The organism is Microbacterium jejuense (assembly GCF_019511665.1).
GTDB classification, from domain to species: Bacteria; Actinomycetota; Actinomycetes; order Actinomycetales; family Microbacteriaceae; genus Microbacterium; species Microbacterium jejuense_A.
Map to the genome: position 1 here is coordinate 59583 of NZ_JAEUAW010000008.1, position 16198 is coordinate 75780.

Genomic DNA, 16198 nt, shown 5'->3' on the forward strand with positions numbered 1-16198 from the left:
CCGGCCGTTGAGCGAGCGAGGAACGAGCGAGACGAAACGCCCCGACCGCACGAACAACCCCGCACCAGAACGCGTTTCGTCGGCGCGCGCCAGAGCGTGCTCCGCTCAACGACCAACACACCCCCGGCCGTTGAGCGCCCGACTCCCGAGACGAAACGCCCCGACCGCACGAGCAACCCCGGGCCAGACCGCGTTTCGTCTGCGCGCGCCAGAGCGCGCTCCGCTCAACGACCGAACCACCCCCGGTCGTTGAGCGAGCGAGGACGCTTCGTCTCGTCGCTGGCGCTCCTCGCTCAACGACCGACTCCCGAGACGAAACGCCCCGACCGCACGAGCAACCCCGGGCCAGAGCGCTCCGATCAGCGAGCAGTGGCCGGCGCGGTCGACTCTCGCACCACCAGCTCGGGCTGGAAGCGCACCGTGCGCTCGTGCTGCCCGTCGGGCTCCTCGAGCTCCTTGAGGAGCAGGTCGACCGCGGTGTAGCCGATGAGGTGCGCGGGTTGGCGGATGGAGCTCAGCGGCACGACGGTCGCCGACGCGAAGTCGATGTCGTCGTAGCCGATCAGGGCGATGTCGCGCGGCACCTGCACGTCCGACATGAGCGTGAAGGCCTGGAGCGCACCCACCGCGAGCAGGTCGTTCGCCGCGAAGACGGCATCCGGTCGCTCCCCCGGTTCGCGCACCCGCAGCTGCTCGCCAGCCTCGCGGCCCTGCAGCACCGACAGCGCGGCCATCTCGATCACCTCGAGCGTCGCGCCCTCGACCTCGGCGACGGCCCTCTGTGCGCCTTCGAGGCGATCGGCGACCTGGCGGATCGAACGGGGCCCGCCGATGAACGCGATGCGCCGACGCCCCGTCGACAGCAGGTGGGCGACCGCGAGGTACCCGCCTTCGACGTCGTCGACCGACACCGACGCGAGCCTGCTCGCGGAGTCCTCGTGGTCGACGAGGATCACCGGGACCCCGGCGGTCTGCAGCCGCACGAGCCCCGCGAGATCGCCGTCGACCGGTGTGACGAGCACGCCGTTCACGCGCTGCTCGCGGAACAGCTCGAGATAGGCCTCTTCGCGATCGGGGCGCTCGTCGCTGTTGCCCAGCAGCACGCTCATGCCCGATTCGGCGGCGCGGTCCTCCGCGCCGCGGGCGACCTCGGCGAAGAACGGGTTGCCCGAGTCGAGGACGATGAGCGCGATGCTGCGGCTGCGCCCGGCGCGCAGCTGACGCGCCGCGTCGTTGCGCACGAAGCCCAGCTCCTCGATCGCCTGCGTGACCCGCTCGACGGTCGCCGGCGACACCTTCTCCGGCCGGTTGAGCACATTCGAGACGGTCCCGACCGACACGGACGCCGCCGCCGCGACGTCTCGCACGCTCACCACCATGACACCCCCAGGGTTCGTATCCGCTGTCCGCGAGTGTAGGGCACCCGATCGCCCGGGCAAGCGGTCTCCCGCCTGCCCGGGCGACGGTCAGGCGTCCGCGGCGATCGTCGCACCGGACTCACGGCGCGCCGACAGATCGGCGAGCCGCTCCGCGATGGCCCGCTGCACGTCGGGCCCGGCGAACATGAACAGCGCCTCGCCGAGCTCGCGACCGTCCGACCAGCGGGTGATGGTGCGGAACGCGTGCGCCGCCTCGGGATCCGCCGCCTCCAGCGCCGCGCCGATCGTCTGGTAGGCCTCCGGATCGTCGATGACGGCGGCCAGGGTCGAGTCCAGTCCGATGCGGGACGAGGATGCCGGGGGTGCGGCATCCACCGTCGCCCACTCGTGCACACCCGAGCCGACCTCCAACGAGCGCCCGTCGGGGAGCGCGACGACAGCCGTGGTGTTCGGAGGCACGGTCGCAGTGACGCGCACGACGTCGCCGTCGCGGCTCCACCCCGAACGGGCCGTTCCGTAGGGCGTGAGGTGCTCGGCCGACGCGGAGTCGAACCCGTGCAGCGGGTGGGGCTCGATGCGCAGGCGCGCGTAGCCGGGCGCGTCGGGCGCGAGTCCCGCGACGACCCGGTGCAGCCAGTCGCCGATCGCCCCCAGCGCGTAGTGGTTGAACGAGGTCATCTCGCCGGGGTTGATGGTGCCGTCGGGCAGCATCGAGTCCCAGCGTTCCCAGATCGTCGTCGCGCCCATGGTCACGGGGTACAGCCACGACGGGTTCTCGGTCTGCACGAGCAGCCGCCGTGCCGTCTCGAGGTGGCCGGTACGGGTGAGCGCGTCCTGGATGATCGGCGTGCCGACGAACCCGGTGCCGATGCGATAGCCCGACAGGCGCGTCAGCTCGGCGAGCCGGGCACCCAGCGCCTCCTGCTGCTCGGCGGGGGCGATGTCGAACATGATCGCCAGCGCGTAGGCGGTCTGGGCGTCCGACATCATGCGGCCCGCCGGCGTCACGTACTCGGCGAGGAACGCCGCCCTCACCTCTTCGGCGACGGCCGCGTAGTCCCGTGCCGCCTCCTGGTCGCCGAGCAGCGCGGCCGCGCGGGCCACGGCGTCGACCGACCGGAACAGATACGCCGACGCGACGATGTCGGCATCGGTCTTGGCCTTGGCGGCCTGCTCCGGCGGAGCGTCGGGGTCGAGCCAGTCGCCGAACTGGAACATGCCCTCCCACAGGCGCCGGGGGCCGGCGAGGTCGATGAGCACGTCGGCCCACGCCTTCATGCTGTCGTACTGGCGCTCGATCGTCGCCACGTCGGCGTAGCGCTCGTGCAGCACCCACGGCACGATGGTGGCGGCATCCCCCCACGCGGCGGCCGGACGCGCCTCGCCCAGGACGTTGGGCACCACGAACGGCACGACGCCGTCGGCCTGCTCCAGCGCGAGGTCGCGCAGCCAGGAGTCGAGGAACCCGCGCACGTCGTACAGGAACGACGCCGTCGGCGCGAACACCTGGATGTCACCGGTCCAGCCCAGGCGCTCGTCGCGCTGCGGGCAGTCGGTCGGCAGGTACAGGAAGTTGCCGCGCAGGCCCCACACGATGTTCTCGTGCAGCTGGTTCACGAGCGGATCGGATGCCTCGAACCAGCCTGTGCGCTCCATGTCGCTGTGGATCACGACGGCCGTGACCGCCGACGGGTCGAACTCGCCGGGCCACCCCTCGATCTCGGCGTAGCGGAAGCCGTGGAAGGTGAACTCGGGCTCCCACACCTCGACGCCCTCCCCCGACAGCGTGTAATGGTCGGTCGCGGCGGCGGCGCGCAGCGGCCGCGTGCCCAGCTCGCCGTGCTCGAGCACCTCGGCGTGACGGAGCGTCACCACCGTGCCGGCTGGCCCCGCGACGCGGATCCGCAGGCGACCGACGAGGTTCTGCCCGAAGTCCACCACCGTCTTGCCCGCGGGGGTCGTGATGACCTCCCGCACCGCGAGCTCGTCCAGGCGCCGCACGAACGGCGACACGCGTGCCTCGGGCGTCGGGATCGCGTCGGCCTCGGCCGCCGGCATCCACTCCGCAGCATCGAAGCCGGCCTCGGCGAAGCCGCGGCCGGAGGCGTCCACGAGCGCGAGACGCGCGTCGTGGTCTTCGCCGGCGTAGAGCCCGCTGGCGGTGATCGGGCCCGTGGCTGCCCGCCACGAGGCGTCCGTGCGCACCCATTCGTGCGAGCCGTCGACGTACTCGATCAGCAGCTGCGCGGCGAACCGCGGCTGGTCGGCGTAGAGCGGGCGGGCGTTGTCGCGGAACCCGAAGCTCTCGGTCGCCCATGCCCCGGCGAGGCGCACGCCGATGGCGTTGCGTCCGGGCGCCAGGAGGGCCGTGACATCGGTGGTCTCGTGGATGAGGCGCTGGGGGTACGGCGTCCAGCCCGGCTTCATGACCTGGTCGTCGACGTCGACACCGCCGATCGCGGCCTGGTACACGCCGACAGCCGTCGCGTACAGCGTCGCACGTGCCACGGGCCCGGTGACGTCGAACTCGGTGCGCAGGTACGCGGGCTGCGCGGTCTCGGCCGGCGACGCGAGGCCGATGGGCGTGGCCTGCCACTCCCCTTCGCCCAGGAAGCCTGCGACGACCTGCCGCGGGGCGCTCCACTCGCCCGCGTGGCCGTCCTCGCCGGTCACGCGCACGCGCAGCGACACCGCTTCGCGCGGCGCGAGCGGCGCGAACGGCCAGGCCACGCGCGTGGCGGCGCGGCCGTCGATCCGGTGCGTCGAGGTCTCGCCTCCTCGCGTCAGCTCGAGCTCGGCCGACGCCTGCAGCCAGCCGGTGGTGTCGGTCTCGGTGCGCCAGCCGATCTCGGGCGTGGATGACGCGACGACGTCGCTGCGATACGGCGCGTCGATGACGAGATGCGGAACGGTGCTGCTCATGGCACTCCTTCGTGCGGTTTCTTGCCGGTCGGGGTCTGGTCTGGGTCGTGGGTCTGCGGTCGTGAGTGTGGGGTGGATGCCGCGATCAGGCCGGCACCGGCGCCTCCTGCGCGGCAGCGGGCGCCGGCACCGCGACGGCGGGTGCGGTGACGACGATGCGGTGGGTGCCGTGGTGGAGCTCGCCCGGCGCGGGTGCCCCGTCGACGGTGACGACCGAGTCCGGGGTGGCGGGGAGGTCCAGCACGGCCCGTGCCCCGAACGGCACCTCGAGCGTCGCCTCGAACCGGTCTCCGTCGAGACGCCAGTCGATCGCGAGCCGGCCGTACCGGGTCTGGATCGACGCGGCGGCACGCTCGAGACCGACGGCGGGACGCGGCGCGACGTGGACCGCGCGGTAACCGGGGTCGGCGGCATCCGGAGCCAAGCCCGCCACCGTGCGGTAGACCCAGTCGATCATCGCGCCGTACGCGTAGTGGTTGAACGAGAGCATGCCGGTGTCGTCTTCGGACGCGTCCTCGGTGGGCAGCGCGTCCATCGCGCCGGAATGGATGCTGCCGTCCGGCAGGATGGCGTCCCAGCGCTCCCACACCGTCGTCGCACCGCGGTCCACCTGGTACAGCCACGAGGGTGCGTCGCGCCGCAGCGCCATGAGGTACGCCTCGTCGAGGTGCCCGCTGCGCGAGAGCGCGAACAGCACGAGCGGCGTGCCGAGGAACCCCGTCGCGATGCGGCCGTTCTCGCGCCGCACGTTCGCGGCGAGGCCTGCGGCGATCTCATCGCGGCGCTCGGCCGGCGCGAGGCCGAACTCCAGCGCCATGGCTGCGCCCGACTGCGTGAGGACCGCCTCGTCGCCCCAGCGTGCGAACGTCGCCGCGCCGACGCGGTCAGCCAGCGCGTCGTATCCGTCTGCGGCCGCCTCGTCGCCGAGCACCCGTTCGGCGCGAGCTAGCAGCCGCGCCGAATGCGCGTAGAACGCGTTGGCCACGAACTCCGCCGACACCTTCGCCTCCCACGGCCGCTCGCCCGGGGCATCGGGGTCGAGCCAGTCGCTGAACTGGAAGTCGCCGCCCGGCAGCACGACGCCCTCGCCGGCGCGGCGCCGCAGGTGCTCGACCCACCGCCGCATGCTGCCGCGCTGCCGCGCCAGCACCTCGTCCGAGCCGTACGACTCGTACACCGCGAGGGGCACGATCGTGGCGGCATCCGCCCATCCGGCACGGCCCATGTTCTCGGTGGGCACGCCGCCCATCAGCATGTCCTGCGGGCGGATGATGTCGGGGACGACCGCCGGCACCCCGCCCTCGTCGGTCTGGTCGATCTCGAGGTCGCGCAGCCACGACATCCAGAACGACTCGGTGTCCATGAGCGTGTTGGCCGTCGCGGCGAACGCCTGCGCGTCACCGGTCCAGCCGAGCCGCTCGTCGCGCTGCGGGCAGTCGGTCGGGACTGACACGAAGTTGTCGCGCTGCGACCAGAACACGTTCGAGTGGAAGCGGTTCAGCGCCTCGTGCGACGAGTCGAACGTGCTGCGCGGCGCGAGGTCGCTCGAGATCGCGACGGCGGTCGCCGAGACCACGTCGGCGCCGTCGACGTCGGCGTACCGGAAGCCGTGGAACGTGAACGCGGGTTCGAGCGTGTGCTCACCGTCGCGGTCGAGCGTGTACACGTCCGTCGCCTTCGCCGACCGCAGCGCCTTGACGTGCAGATCGCCCGAGGGCTCGAGCACCTCGGCGTGCCGCACCGTCACGGTGTCGCCGGCGCGACCGCGGACGGTGAGCCGCACCCAGCCCGACAGGTTCTGCCCGCCGTCGAGCCGCGTGCGCCCGTCGTGCGGCGTGGCCGTCATCGGCAGCTCGGCGACGATCCGCACCGGTGGCGCCGACCGCGGCTCGAACCGGGCGGGGTCGACGTCGACGACGGATGCCGCACCCCAGCCGTCGCCCGAGAACCCCGGGCGATGCACGTCGGGATCGTGGAGGCGCAGGTCGGTCACCGTCCCGTCGTAGATGCTCGCGCTGCGGACGGCACCGAGGCCCGCCTGCCACGAGGCATCCGTCTTCGCGACGATCTCGCCGTCGGCCTCGAGCTGCGCGAGCGCGCCGGTGCGGTCGCCGTAGATCGCCTGACGACGCGCGAAGCCGAAGCTGCCGCGGTACCAGCCGTCGGCGACGGCGAGCACGACGACATTGACGCCCTCGTGCAGCAGCGCGGTGACGTCGAGCGTGTCGACGAGGATGCGCTGCTGGTACGACGTCCACCCCGGCGTGAGAAGGGCATCCGTCGCGCGCCGGCCGTTGACCCAGGCATCCACCAGTCCGACGGCGCTCAGCCGCAGGCGGGCCACGTCGGGGACGCGGTCGAGCGTGAACTCGGTCCGCAGCAGCGGCACCGGGCCGTCGGCCGGGGTGTCGAGGCCGATCACCTGCGCGACCAGGTCGGGGCCGTCGACACCCGCCTCGACGACGAGCGGCTCGCTCCACGGGCTCCACCCCGCCGTGGTCGCCACGCGCACGGTGAAGGCCCGGCGCTCGCGCGGAGCGAGGGTGTCGGCGACCTCGATGCCGGTCGTGCGGGAGTCGAGGACGGGCGCGGATTCCACCGGCTCGCCGCCTTCGGCGCCGGCCGCCAGCTGGTACCCGATCAGGCGCGCGTGGGCGTCGTCGCTCTCGGCGCGCCAGCTCAGGCGCAGTCCGGTGCGCGGAACGCCGATCAGTCCTGCGCCGTGCTGGGTGCGCAGACCCGTCACGCGGGTCGCGGCATCGGGGGACGTGGGGGCGGGGAGGGATGCCGTCATGGCCGGGTCCTTTCGGCGGAGCGGCCGCTTCGCCGCCCGCCCGTCCATCGTGAAACGATTCAGGGTTGCGTGTCAATATGTGTGTAGACCGTTACACGATCGTGATGGACCGATCTACATCGACTGTTGACCTACCCCCGCCTCGCGCCGTACCGTACGAGAAGTTGAATGGTTTCAATGCCCCCGAGCGTCGGCTCCGTTCAACACAGGCACCAAGGATTCCGGCAGCGTGGACGGACTCACCGTCCAGCTTTACAAGGAGGTAAAGATGAAGAGCTCCCCGACCAGGAGAATGCTCCTCGCAGGTGCGGGCATCGCGGCACTGGCTCTGCCGCTCGCCGCGTGCAGCGGCGGCGGCGGTGGATCAAGCGACGGCAAGATCGAGATCAGCTACCTGACGCAGAGCGACGACGCCAACACCAACCAGGCGAAGGCGCTCATCGCCGCCTTCGAGAAGGCCAACCCCGACATCACCGTCAAGCTCGAGACGCAGCCCGGCGGCACCGAGGGCGACAACCTCATGAAGACCAAGCTGTCGACGGACTCGATGAACGACGTGTTCCACTACAACTCCGGCTCGCTCCTGCAGGCGCTGAACCCCGACCAGACGCTCGTGAATCTGAGCGACGAGGACTGGGTCAGCGACCTCACCGACGACTTCAAGGCCGTCGTCTCGACCGACAACGGCCTCTACGGCGCCCCCTGGGGCACGTCGTTCGCCGGCGCGGTCCTCTACAACAAGAAGGTCTACGAGAAGCTCGGGCTGGAGATCCCCACGACGTGGGACGAGTTCATCGCCAACAGCGAGAAGATCAAGGCCGAGGGCGGCGGCGTCACCCCGATCCTGCAGTCGTTCGGCGACACCTGGACGAGCCAGCTCTTCGTACTCGGCGACTTCGCGAACGTCTCGGCCGTCAACCCCGACTGGGCCGAGGAGTACACCGCCAACGACCCGAAGGCCAAGTATGTCGAGGAGCCGGCGTTCGCCGGATTCGCGCACGGCGCCGAGGTGTTCGAGAAGGGCCTGCTCAACGAGGACTTCGCGTCCATGACGAACGCGCAGGCGATGGACGCCCTCGCAACGGGCGCCGGGGCGCAGTACCCGATCCTGTCGGCGAACATCTCGCAGGTGCAGCAGGACAACCCCGACAAGGTGGATGACATCGGCACGTTCGCGCTGCCGGCCGCCGACGCCGACGACACGTCGATCACGATGTGGCAGCCGAACGCGATCTACATCGCGAAGACGACCGAGGGCGACAAGCTCGAGGCGGCCAAGAAGTTCGTCGCGTTCGCCAACTCCGACGAGGGATGCCAGGTGCAGAACGAGGGCGGCTCCATCGCGGGCCCGTACGTCACGAGCGCGTGCACGCTGCCCGACGACGTGCCGGCGCTGGTTGCCGACATCCAGGCGTACTTCGACTCCGGCAAGACGGGCTCGGCGCTGGAGTTCCTCTCCCCCATCAAGGGACCGAACCTCGAGAACATCACCGTCGCTGTCGGATCTGGCATCACGTCCGCCGAAGAAGGCGCGGCCCAGTACGACGACGACGTGAAGAAGCAGGCTCAGCAGCTGGGCCTCGAGGGCTGGTGATCCGGCACTCGATCCGCTGAGATCAGGTAGGACCCGGGGCCGGCGGCCACGCCGCCGGCCCCGTTTCACGAAGGAGTGAACATGACGACCGCAGTCGCGCCGACCGCCGCGGCACCGCCCGCCGCGAGCCCTCCGCCCGCGTCGAAGAAGCGCAAGGGCATCCGCAGCCCGTACCCGAGCTGGTTCTACATCCCCGCAGCCGTGCTGTTCATCGTGTTCTTCGCGGTGCCCACGTTCGCGTCGTTCTACTTCTCGCTCACGCGATGGACGTTGTTCGACGTGCAGTTCATCGGCTTCGACAACTTCATCCAGTTCTTCCAGGAGCCCCAGCTGGTCCAGGGCTTCGTCAACACCTTCATCTACGGCTTCGTCACATCGGCGGCGAAGGTCGTGCTCGGCCTCGCCCTCGCGCTGCTGCTGACCGGTCCCACCCTCGGCCGCGGCTACCTCCGCGCCGTCGTGTTCTTCCCGGTGCTCGTCTCGACGATCGGCGTCGGGCTCACCTTCAAGGCGCTGCTCGACCCGTTCCACGGCGTCGTCAACAACGTGCTCGGCTTCTTCAACCTGCCCGAACCGGGCTGGTACACCGACCCGAACCTGGCACTGCTGACGGTCGCGGGAGTGGACATCTGGAAGGGCGTCGGCATCGCCACGCTCATCTTCATGGCGGGCATCGTCGCCATCCCGGCCGAGTACTTCGAGGCCGCCCGCATGGACGGCGCCGGCGCGTGGTCGGTGTTCCGCAACATCACGCTGCCGCTCGTTCGTCCGGCAACCGCGACGGTCATCATCCTGTCGCTCATCGGCGGCCTGCGAGAGTTCGCGATGATCTGGGCGATGACCAAGGGCGGCCCGGGCTTCAGCAGCGACGTGATCGCCTCCGTCATCTACAAGCAGTACCAGGCGGGCTTCTTCGGCCTGTCGACGGCGGGCAACGTGATCCTGTTCGTCGTGGTCACGGCGATCATGGTGCCCGTGTCGTGGTTCCTGAACAGAAGGGAGGCGGAACTGTGACCGTCACCGAGACCCTCACGACCGCCGACTCCCGCAAGCTCAGGGGCCGGCGTGCTCCCCGCGAGGACCGCCGCCCGATGACGCTGCGTCGCTGGTTGCGAAAGTACCTCGTCGGGATCATCGCGATCCTCGTGTCGATCGTGGTCTTCATCGTCCCGTTCGTCTTCGTGCTGCTGCAGTCGTCGAAGAACTCGCAGGAGGCGGGCCTGGTCGAGTTCAGCCTGCCCAGCGAATGGCAGTTCTGGCCGAACTTCGTCGAGGTCGTGCAGAAGAACGACTACCAGGTGCTGTGGGCGTTCCTGTGGACCACGATCATCACGGTGTTCAGCTGCGCGATCATGGTCGTCCTCGCGGCGATGGTCGGCTACGTCCTGCAGCGCAAGCGCACGCGGCTGAACCCGTGGATCAACTTCTTCGTGCTCGCCGCGCTCATCGTGCCGCCCGCTGTCGTCCCGACGATCTGGGTGCTGCAGGGCGTCGGGCTCTTCAAGACGATCCCGGGCATGATCCTCATCGAAGCCACCTTCGGGCTCGCGTTCTGCGTCCTGCTGTTCCGGGCTTTCGTGGGCACCATCCCGCGCGAGCTGGACGAGGCCGCCATCATCGACGGCGCCGGTCCCATGCGGCTGTTCTTCACCGTCGTGCTGCCGCTGCTGAAGCCCGTCATCGTCACGGTGGTCGTGACGCAGGCGGTGTTCGTGTACGGAGACTTCCAGAACCCGCTGTACTTCCTGCCCGGCAACGACTACCCCACCGTCCAGCTCGGCCTGTACAACTTCCAGAGCCAGTCCGTGAGCCAGTTCAACCTGCTGTTCATGTACATCCTGCTGACGACGATCCCGCCGCTGATCATGTACATCTTCTTCAACCGGCAGATCGTCGCGGGCATGACCAGCGGAGCGATCAAGGGCTGATGGAACAGCACGAGCGGGCGCTCGCCGCGTACGTGGACTCGGTGCGCGGCGAGCCCGGCGCCCTGGGGGTCGTGCTGGTCGGCTCGGTCGCGCAGGGGCGCGAGCGGCCGGATTCCGACGTCGACGTGTACTTCGTGGTCGACGATGACCGGTTCGCCGCAGAGACGGCGGACGGCCGGTTCGCGTGGGTGGAGCGACGGGATGCCGACTACCCCGGCTCGTACATCGACATCAAGCTCGCCGGCCCGTCGTACCTCGCCGCCGCCGTCGAGCGCGCCGACGATCCGACGCGCGCGTCGTTCCTCGGCGCGCGCGTCGCGTGGACGGTGCTTCCCGACCTCGACGAGACCGTGGCACGCATCGCCGCGCTCCCCGACGACGTGTGGGACGAGCGCGTCCGCTCGCACGTCGCGCAGGCGCGCCTGTACGGCGGGTACTTCCTGCGGCAGGCGGTCGAGCGGGGCGACGAGTTCCTGCGCCGGCACGCAGGGCTGCACCTCGCGCTGGCGGCGGCGCGTGCAGCTCTCGCCGCGAACCGCACGATGCTGCCGGGCCCGAAGTACGTGTCGAAGCTGGTGCGCGAGCTCGCCGCTCCCGAGGGGTTCGTCGCCGCATGGCAGGCGGTCGTCGACGAGCCCGATGCCGAGTCGGGGGCCGACCTGCTGCGCGTGCTGGACGGCTGGCTGGGCGCCGGCCTCTCCGCCGACGACACGCTGTCGACCTTCATCCGCGACAACGAACTCCACTGGCTGCGAGGAGGTGTGCCCGCCGAGTTCTGGTGAGCGCTTTCCCACTTGCGGAGAAGCGCGAGTCCATCTATCGTTGAAACGATTCATGACACGCACATGGATGATCCGGGATGCCGCGGCCCCCGGCATCCCCCGTCCCACAGGAGCACCCCATGCCGAGCACCGCGACGAAGCGGTACTGCTTCCAGCTGACGGTCCGCCCCGAGCTGCTCGACGAGTACATCGCCCGGCACACCCCCGTGTGGCCCGAGATGCTGGCCGAGATCGCCGCCGCCGGGCGCCGCAACTACTCGCTGTTCCTGGGCGACGGCGGCCGGCTCATCGGGTACTACGAGACCGACGACGACGAGGCCGCACGGGCCTACCTCGCGAACTCCGAGGTCGCCGCCCGCTGGGAGGCCGAGATGGGCCGCTTCTTCGTCGGCCTCGAGGGCCGACCCGACCAGGCGGCCACACCCCTCACCGAGATCTTCAACCTCCACGACCAACTGACCGCGGCTCAGGCTGCGGCCACCGCAACCGAGAACGAGAGCACCGCATCATGACGACGCTGTCACCCGACATCCTGTCCACGCTCGAAGGCCAGGGCATCGAGCTGCCCAGCTGGGCGTTCGGCAACTCCGGCACCCGCTTCCGCGTGTTCACCACGCCCGGCACGCCCCGCGACCCGTACGAGAAGATCGCCGACGCCGCTCAGGTCAACGCCTTCACGAAGCTCGCGCCCAGTGTCGCGCTGCACATCCCATGGGACAAGGTCGACGACTACTCCGACCTGCGCCGTCACGCCGAAGACCTGGGCGTGAGCCTCGGCACGATCAACTCGAACACCTTCCAGGACGAGGACTACAAGTTCGGGGCGCTCACGCACCACGACGACCGCATCCGCCAGAAGGCCATCGACCACCACTTCGAGTGCATCGACATCATGCACGCGACCGGTTCGCGCGATCTCAAGATCTGGCTCGCCGAGGGCTCGAACTACCCCGGCCAGGGCGACATGCGCGCGCGCCAGGATCGCCTGCAGGACTCGCTGCAGCAGATCTACGCCCGCCTGTCGGACGAGCAGCGCCTCGTGCTGGAGTACAAGTTCTTCGAGCCGGCGTTCTACCACACCGATGTTCCGGACTGGGGCACGTCCTATGCCCAGGTCGCGGCCCTCGGCGACAAGGCGATGGTGTGCCTCGACACCGGGCACCACGCGCCGGGCACGAACATCGAGTTCATCGTCATGCAGCTGCTGCGTCTCGGAAAGCTCGGCTCGTTCGACTTCAACTCGCGCTTCTACGCCGACGACGACCTCATCGTGGGCGCCGCCGACCCGTTCCAGCTGTTCCGCATCATCTTCGAGGTCGTGCGAGGCGGCGGGCTGAACAACCCCGACGTGGCGTTCATGCTCGACCAGTGCCACAACATCGAAGACAAGATCCCCGGCCAGATCCGTTCGGTGCTCAACGTCCAGGAGATGACCGCCCGCGCCCTGCTCGTCGACCGCGACGCGCTCGCCGCCGCGCAGCAGGCGAACGACGTCCTGGCCGCCAACGCGGTCTTCATGGACGCGTTCTACACCGACGTGCGTCCGGCGCTCGCTGCCTGGCGTGAGGAGCGCGGACTCGCGGCCGACCCGATGGCGGCGTACGCGGCATCCGGCTACCAGCAGCAGATCGCTGCCGACCGCGTCGGCGGGACGCAGGCAGGATGGGGCGCGTAAGCGCCTGACACAGACCCACCCGGGGTTCGGGATGCCGATCCCCGAGCCCCGGGTGCACCAACCTCTCGAAGGATCCCCCATGAGCGAGCCCTACTCCGCCGCCGACGGCCTCGTCCGCGTCTACCCCGCGCGCGAGCCGAACGGCACCGGTCTGCTGTGGGCCCACGGCGGCGCGTTCGCGTTCGGCGACCTCGACATGCCCGAGTCCGACTGGGTCGCCGCGCAGCTGGCGGCCCGGGGCACCACGGTCGTGTCGGTCGACTACCGTCTCGCGCCCGTTCCGGACGGGTGGGATGCCGGCGGCCGCGCGGCCGGCGGCCACCACTACCCGGCGGCATCCGACGACATGCTCTCGGCGTGGGCGTGGACCCTCGACAACGCCGACCGTCTGCGCGTGGACCGTGCACGCCTCGCCATCGGCGGCACGAGCGCGGGCGGCAACCTCGCCGCCGGCGCCGCGCTGCGGCTGATCGAGCTCCGGGCCGACGTGCTCCCGGCGCTGGCGCTGCTCGCCTACCCGACGCTGCTGGCGGTGCAGCCCGCCCCCGACGCGGCGCTCCGCGCAGCACTGGACGCGCAGCCGGACGCCGACCGTTTCCGGCCCGACATGGTGCTCGCCATGTACGAGAACTACCTCGGCGGGCCGGTCGAGGGCGCGCCCCTCGCCGCGATCCCCGGCCGTGCCCGCCCCGTCGACCTCGTGCAGTTCCCGCCGACCCTCATGGTCAACGGCGAGGTCGACGAGCTCCGTGTCTCGGGCGAGGTGTTCGCCGCGGCGCTGCGCGCCGCCGGACGCCCGATCGAGGTCGTCACCGAGCCGGGCACCGAGCACGGCCATCTGAACCGCCCGCAGGAGCCGGCGGCATCCCTCACCATCGAGCGGTTCGCGGCCCGCCTGGCCGCACTGCCCGCGGTCACCACCACTCCCCTGTCGCAACCTGTCGCCGCCCGCGGCAGATCGTGACAGGCGAACCCCGAGCACTTCCGCTCCCCTGTCACGAACGACGCCCCGCGGTCGCAGACCGTGACAGGGGAACACCCCGAACGAAGGACACACCATGACCAATCCGGCCGTCACCGATCTGATCTCGCGGTCGAACCGCCTGGGCGCCGACCCGAAGAACACGAACTATGCGGGCGGCAACACGTCCGCGAAGGGCACCGAGACCGACCCGGTCACGGGCGAGCCGGTCGAGCTGCTGTGGGTGAAGGGCTCGGGCGGCGACCTGGGCACGCTGACGGAGTCGGGGCTGGCGGTGCTGCGGCTGGACCGCATGCGGGCGCTCGTGGACGTGTACCCGGGTGTCGAGCGTGAGGACGAGATGGTGGCCGCGTTCGACTACTGCCTGCACGGCAAGGGCGGTGCGGCGCCGTCGATCGACACGGCGATGCACGGCCTGGTGGATGCCGCGCACGTGGATCACCTGCACCCCGACTCGGGCATCGCGATCGCGACCGCTGCCGACGGCGAGGAGCTGACCGGGAAGATCTTCGGCGACAAGGTGGTGTGGGTGCCGTGGCGTCGACCGGGGTTCCAGCTGGGCCTGGACATCGCCGCGATCAAGGCCGCCAACCCGCAGGCGATCGGGACGATCCTCGGCGGCCACGGCATCACCGCGTGGGGTGACACGTCGGAGGAGGCCGAGGCGAACTCGCTGTGGATCATCGAGACCGCGCAGGCGTACATCGACGCGAACGGCAAGGCCGCCCCGTTCGGCGGGGTGCGTGCCGGGTTCGAGGCGCTGCCGGAGGCCGAGCGGCGGGCGAAGGCCGCGGCGCTGGCCCCGACGATCCGCGGCCTCGCGTCGACGGACAAGCCGATGGTCGGGCACTTCACCGACGCGGATGTCGTGCTCGACTTCCTCGCGTCCGAGAAGGCGCCCGCGCTGGCGGCGCTGGGCACGAGCTGCCCCGACCACTTCTTGCGGACCAAGGTCAAGCCGCTGATCCTCGATCTTCCGGCGTCGGCGTCGGTGGAGGCATCCATCGATCGCCTGAAGCAGCTGCACGAGGCCTACCGGGCCGACTACCAGGCGTACTACGACGCGCACGCGACCGCCCAGTCGCCCGCGATCCGGGGCGCCGACCCGCTGATCGTGCTGATCCCGGGTGTGGGCATGTTCTCGTACGGTGCGAACAAGCAGACCGCGCGGGTGGCGGGCGAGTTCTACGTCAACGCCATCAACGTGATGCGCGGCGCGGAGGCGCTGTCGACGTACACGCCGATCTCGGACGCCGAGAAGTTCCGCATCGAGTACTGGGCCCTCGAAGAGGCCAAGCTGCAGCGGATGCCCAAGCCCAAGACGCACCAGGGCCGCATCGCGTTCGTGACCGGTGCCGCCTCCGGGATCGGCAAGGCCATCGCGACCCGCCTGGCCGCCGAGGGCGCCTGCGTGGTCGTCGCCGACCTCGACCTTGAGAAGGCGCAGGCCGCCGCCGCCGAGCTCGGCGGCACCGATGTCGCGATCGGCGTGGCCGCGAACGTGGCCGACGCGGACGCGATCCAGGCCGCTCTCGACACGGCGGTGCTCGCGTTCGGCGGCGTCGACCTCGTCGTCAACAACGCGGGCCTGTCGCTGTCGAAGCCGCTGCTGGAGACCACCGAGAAGGACTGGGACCTGCAGCACGACGTCATGGCCAAGGGTTCGTTCCTGGTGTCGAAGGCCGCCGCGAGGATCCTCATCGAGCAGAAGCTCGGCGGCGACGTCATCTACATCTCGTCGAAGAACTCCGTCTTCGCCGGCCCGAACAACATCGCCTACTCGGCCACCAAGGCCGACCAGGCCCACCAGGTGCGGCTGCTCGCGGTCGAGCTCGGCGAGCACGGCGTGCGCGTCAACGGCATCAACCCCGACGGCGTCGTGCGCGGCTCGGGCATCTTCGCCTCGGGCTGGGGCGCCAACCGCGCCGCGACCTACGGCGTGGCCGAAGAGGACCTCGGCCAGTTCTACGCCAACCGCACGATCCTCAAGCGCGAAGTCGTGCCCGAGAACGTCGCCGACGCGGTCTACGTGCTGACCGGCCCCGAGCTCTCGCGCACCACCGGCCTGCACATCCCCGTCGACTCCGGCGTCGCCGCCGCCTTCCTCCGATGAGTGCGTCGATCGCGGAGCCGACCCAGCGC

11 protein-coding genes are annotated in these 16198 nt (G+C 70.5%); 8 read left to right on the forward strand and 3 right to left on the reverse strand.

Annotated elements, in window-relative coordinates:
- Positions 1-359: 359 nt before the first annotated feature.
- The 3 genes from JNB62_RS11735 to JNB62_RS11745 form a co-directional block, all read right to left on the reverse strand.
- Positions 360-1379 (reverse strand): LacI family DNA-binding transcriptional regulator, encoded by a 1020-nt coding sequence (locus tag JNB62_RS11735; protein WP_220301071.1) that lies wholly within the window; start codon positions 1377-1379, stop codon positions 360-362.
- An 87-nt stretch (positions 1380-1466) separates the two neighbouring features.
- Positions 1467-4301, reverse strand: a complete 2835-nt coding sequence (locus JNB62_RS11740) for an alpha-L-rhamnosidase (protein WP_220301072.1) — start codon at positions 4299-4301, stop codon at positions 1467-1469.
- An 85-nt stretch (positions 4302-4386) separates the two neighbouring features.
- Positions 4387-7095, reverse strand: a complete 2709-nt coding sequence (locus tag JNB62_RS11745) for a family 78 glycoside hydrolase catalytic domain (RefSeq protein WP_220301073.1) — start codon at positions 7093-7095, stop codon at positions 4387-4389.
- A 268-nt stretch (positions 7096-7363) separates the two neighbouring features.
- On the opposite strand from JNB62_RS11745, the gene JNB62_RS11750 reads away from it, so the two are divergent.
- The 8 genes from JNB62_RS11750 (at position 7364) to JNB62_RS11785 (ending at position 16169) form a co-directional block, all read left to right on the forward strand.
- Positions 7364-8689: an ABC transporter substrate-binding protein gene (locus JNB62_RS11750; RefSeq protein WP_220301074.1), complete on the forward strand. Its 1326-nt coding sequence runs from the start codon at positions 7364-7366 to the stop codon at positions 8687-8689.
- An 81-nt stretch (positions 8690-8770) separates the two neighbouring features.
- Positions 8771-9703: a carbohydrate ABC transporter permease gene (locus JNB62_RS11755; RefSeq protein WP_220301075.1), complete on the forward strand. Its 933-nt coding sequence runs from the start codon at positions 8771-8773 to the stop codon at positions 9701-9703.
- A complete protein-coding gene (locus tag JNB62_RS11760) occupies positions 9700-10617 on the forward strand; it encodes a carbohydrate ABC transporter permease (RefSeq protein ID WP_308291791.1) in 918 nt (305 codons plus the stop codon). The genes JNB62_RS11755 and JNB62_RS11760 overlap by 4 nt, the downstream gene beginning before the upstream one ends.
- Complete coding sequence (locus JNB62_RS11765) at positions 10617-11399, forward strand: nucleotidyltransferase domain-containing protein (protein ID WP_220301076.1); 783 nt, start codon at positions 10617-10619, stop codon at positions 11397-11399. Before JNB62_RS11760 ends, JNB62_RS11765 begins: the two co-directional genes overlap by 1 nt.
- Positions 11400-11518: 119 nt before the next feature.
- Positions 11519-11911 (forward strand): L-rhamnose mutarotase, encoded by a 393-nt coding sequence (locus JNB62_RS11770; protein ID WP_220301077.1) that lies wholly within the window; start codon positions 11519-11521, stop codon positions 11909-11911.
- Positions 11908-13074, forward strand: a complete 1167-nt coding sequence (gene rhaI / locus JNB62_RS11775) for an L-rhamnose isomerase (protein WP_220301078.1) — start codon at positions 11908-11910, stop codon at positions 13072-13074. The genes JNB62_RS11770 and rhaI overlap by 4 nt, the downstream gene beginning before the upstream one ends.
- 79 nt (positions 13075-13153) lie before the next feature.
- Complete coding sequence (locus JNB62_RS11780) at positions 13154-14038, forward strand: alpha/beta hydrolase fold domain-containing protein (protein WP_220301079.1); 885 nt, start codon at positions 13154-13156, stop codon at positions 14036-14038.
- Positions 14039-14132: 94 nt separating this feature from the next.
- Positions 14133-16169 (forward strand): bifunctional aldolase/short-chain dehydrogenase, encoded by a 2037-nt coding sequence (locus tag JNB62_RS11785; protein ID WP_220301080.1) that lies wholly within the window; start codon positions 14133-14135, stop codon positions 16167-16169.
- Positions 16170-16198 lie beyond the last annotated feature (29 nt).

Bases quoted from the DNA above. Each gene is read 5' to 3' on its own strand.
- JNB62_RS11735 (WP_220301071.1), bottom strand. From the start codon at position 1,379: ATGGTGGTGAGCGTGCGAGACGTCGCGGCGGCGGCGTCCGTGTCGGTC.
- JNB62_RS11740 (WP_220301072.1), bottom strand. From the start codon at position 4,301: ATGAGCAGCACCGTTCCGCATCTCGTCATCGACGCGCCGTATCGCAGC.
- JNB62_RS11745 (WP_220301073.1), bottom strand. From the start codon at position 7,095: ATGACGGCATCCCTCCCCGCCCCCACGTCCCCCGATGCCGCGACCCGC.
- JNB62_RS11750 (WP_220301074.1), top strand. From the start codon at position 7,364: ATGAAGAGCTCCCCGACCAGGAGAATGCTCCTCGCAGGTGCGGGCATC.
- JNB62_RS11755 (WP_220301075.1), top strand. From the start codon at position 8,771: ATGACGACCGCAGTCGCGCCGACCGCCGCGGCACCGCCCGCCGCGAGC.
- JNB62_RS11765 (WP_220301076.1), top strand. From the start codon at position 10,617: ATGGAACAGCACGAGCGGGCGCTCGCCGCGTACGTGGACTCGGTGCGC.
- JNB62_RS11770 (WP_220301077.1), top strand. From the start codon at position 11,519: ATGCCGAGCACCGCGACGAAGCGGTACTGCTTCCAGCTGACGGTCCGC.
- rhaI (WP_220301078.1), top strand. From the start codon at position 11,908: ATGACGACGCTGTCACCCGACATCCTGTCCACGCTCGAAGGCCAGGGC.
- JNB62_RS11780 (WP_220301079.1), top strand. From the start codon at position 13,154: ATGAGCGAGCCCTACTCCGCCGCCGACGGCCTCGTCCGCGTCTACCCC.
- JNB62_RS11785 (WP_220301080.1), top strand. From the start codon at position 14,133: ATGACCAATCCGGCCGTCACCGATCTGATCTCGCGGTCGAACCGCCTG.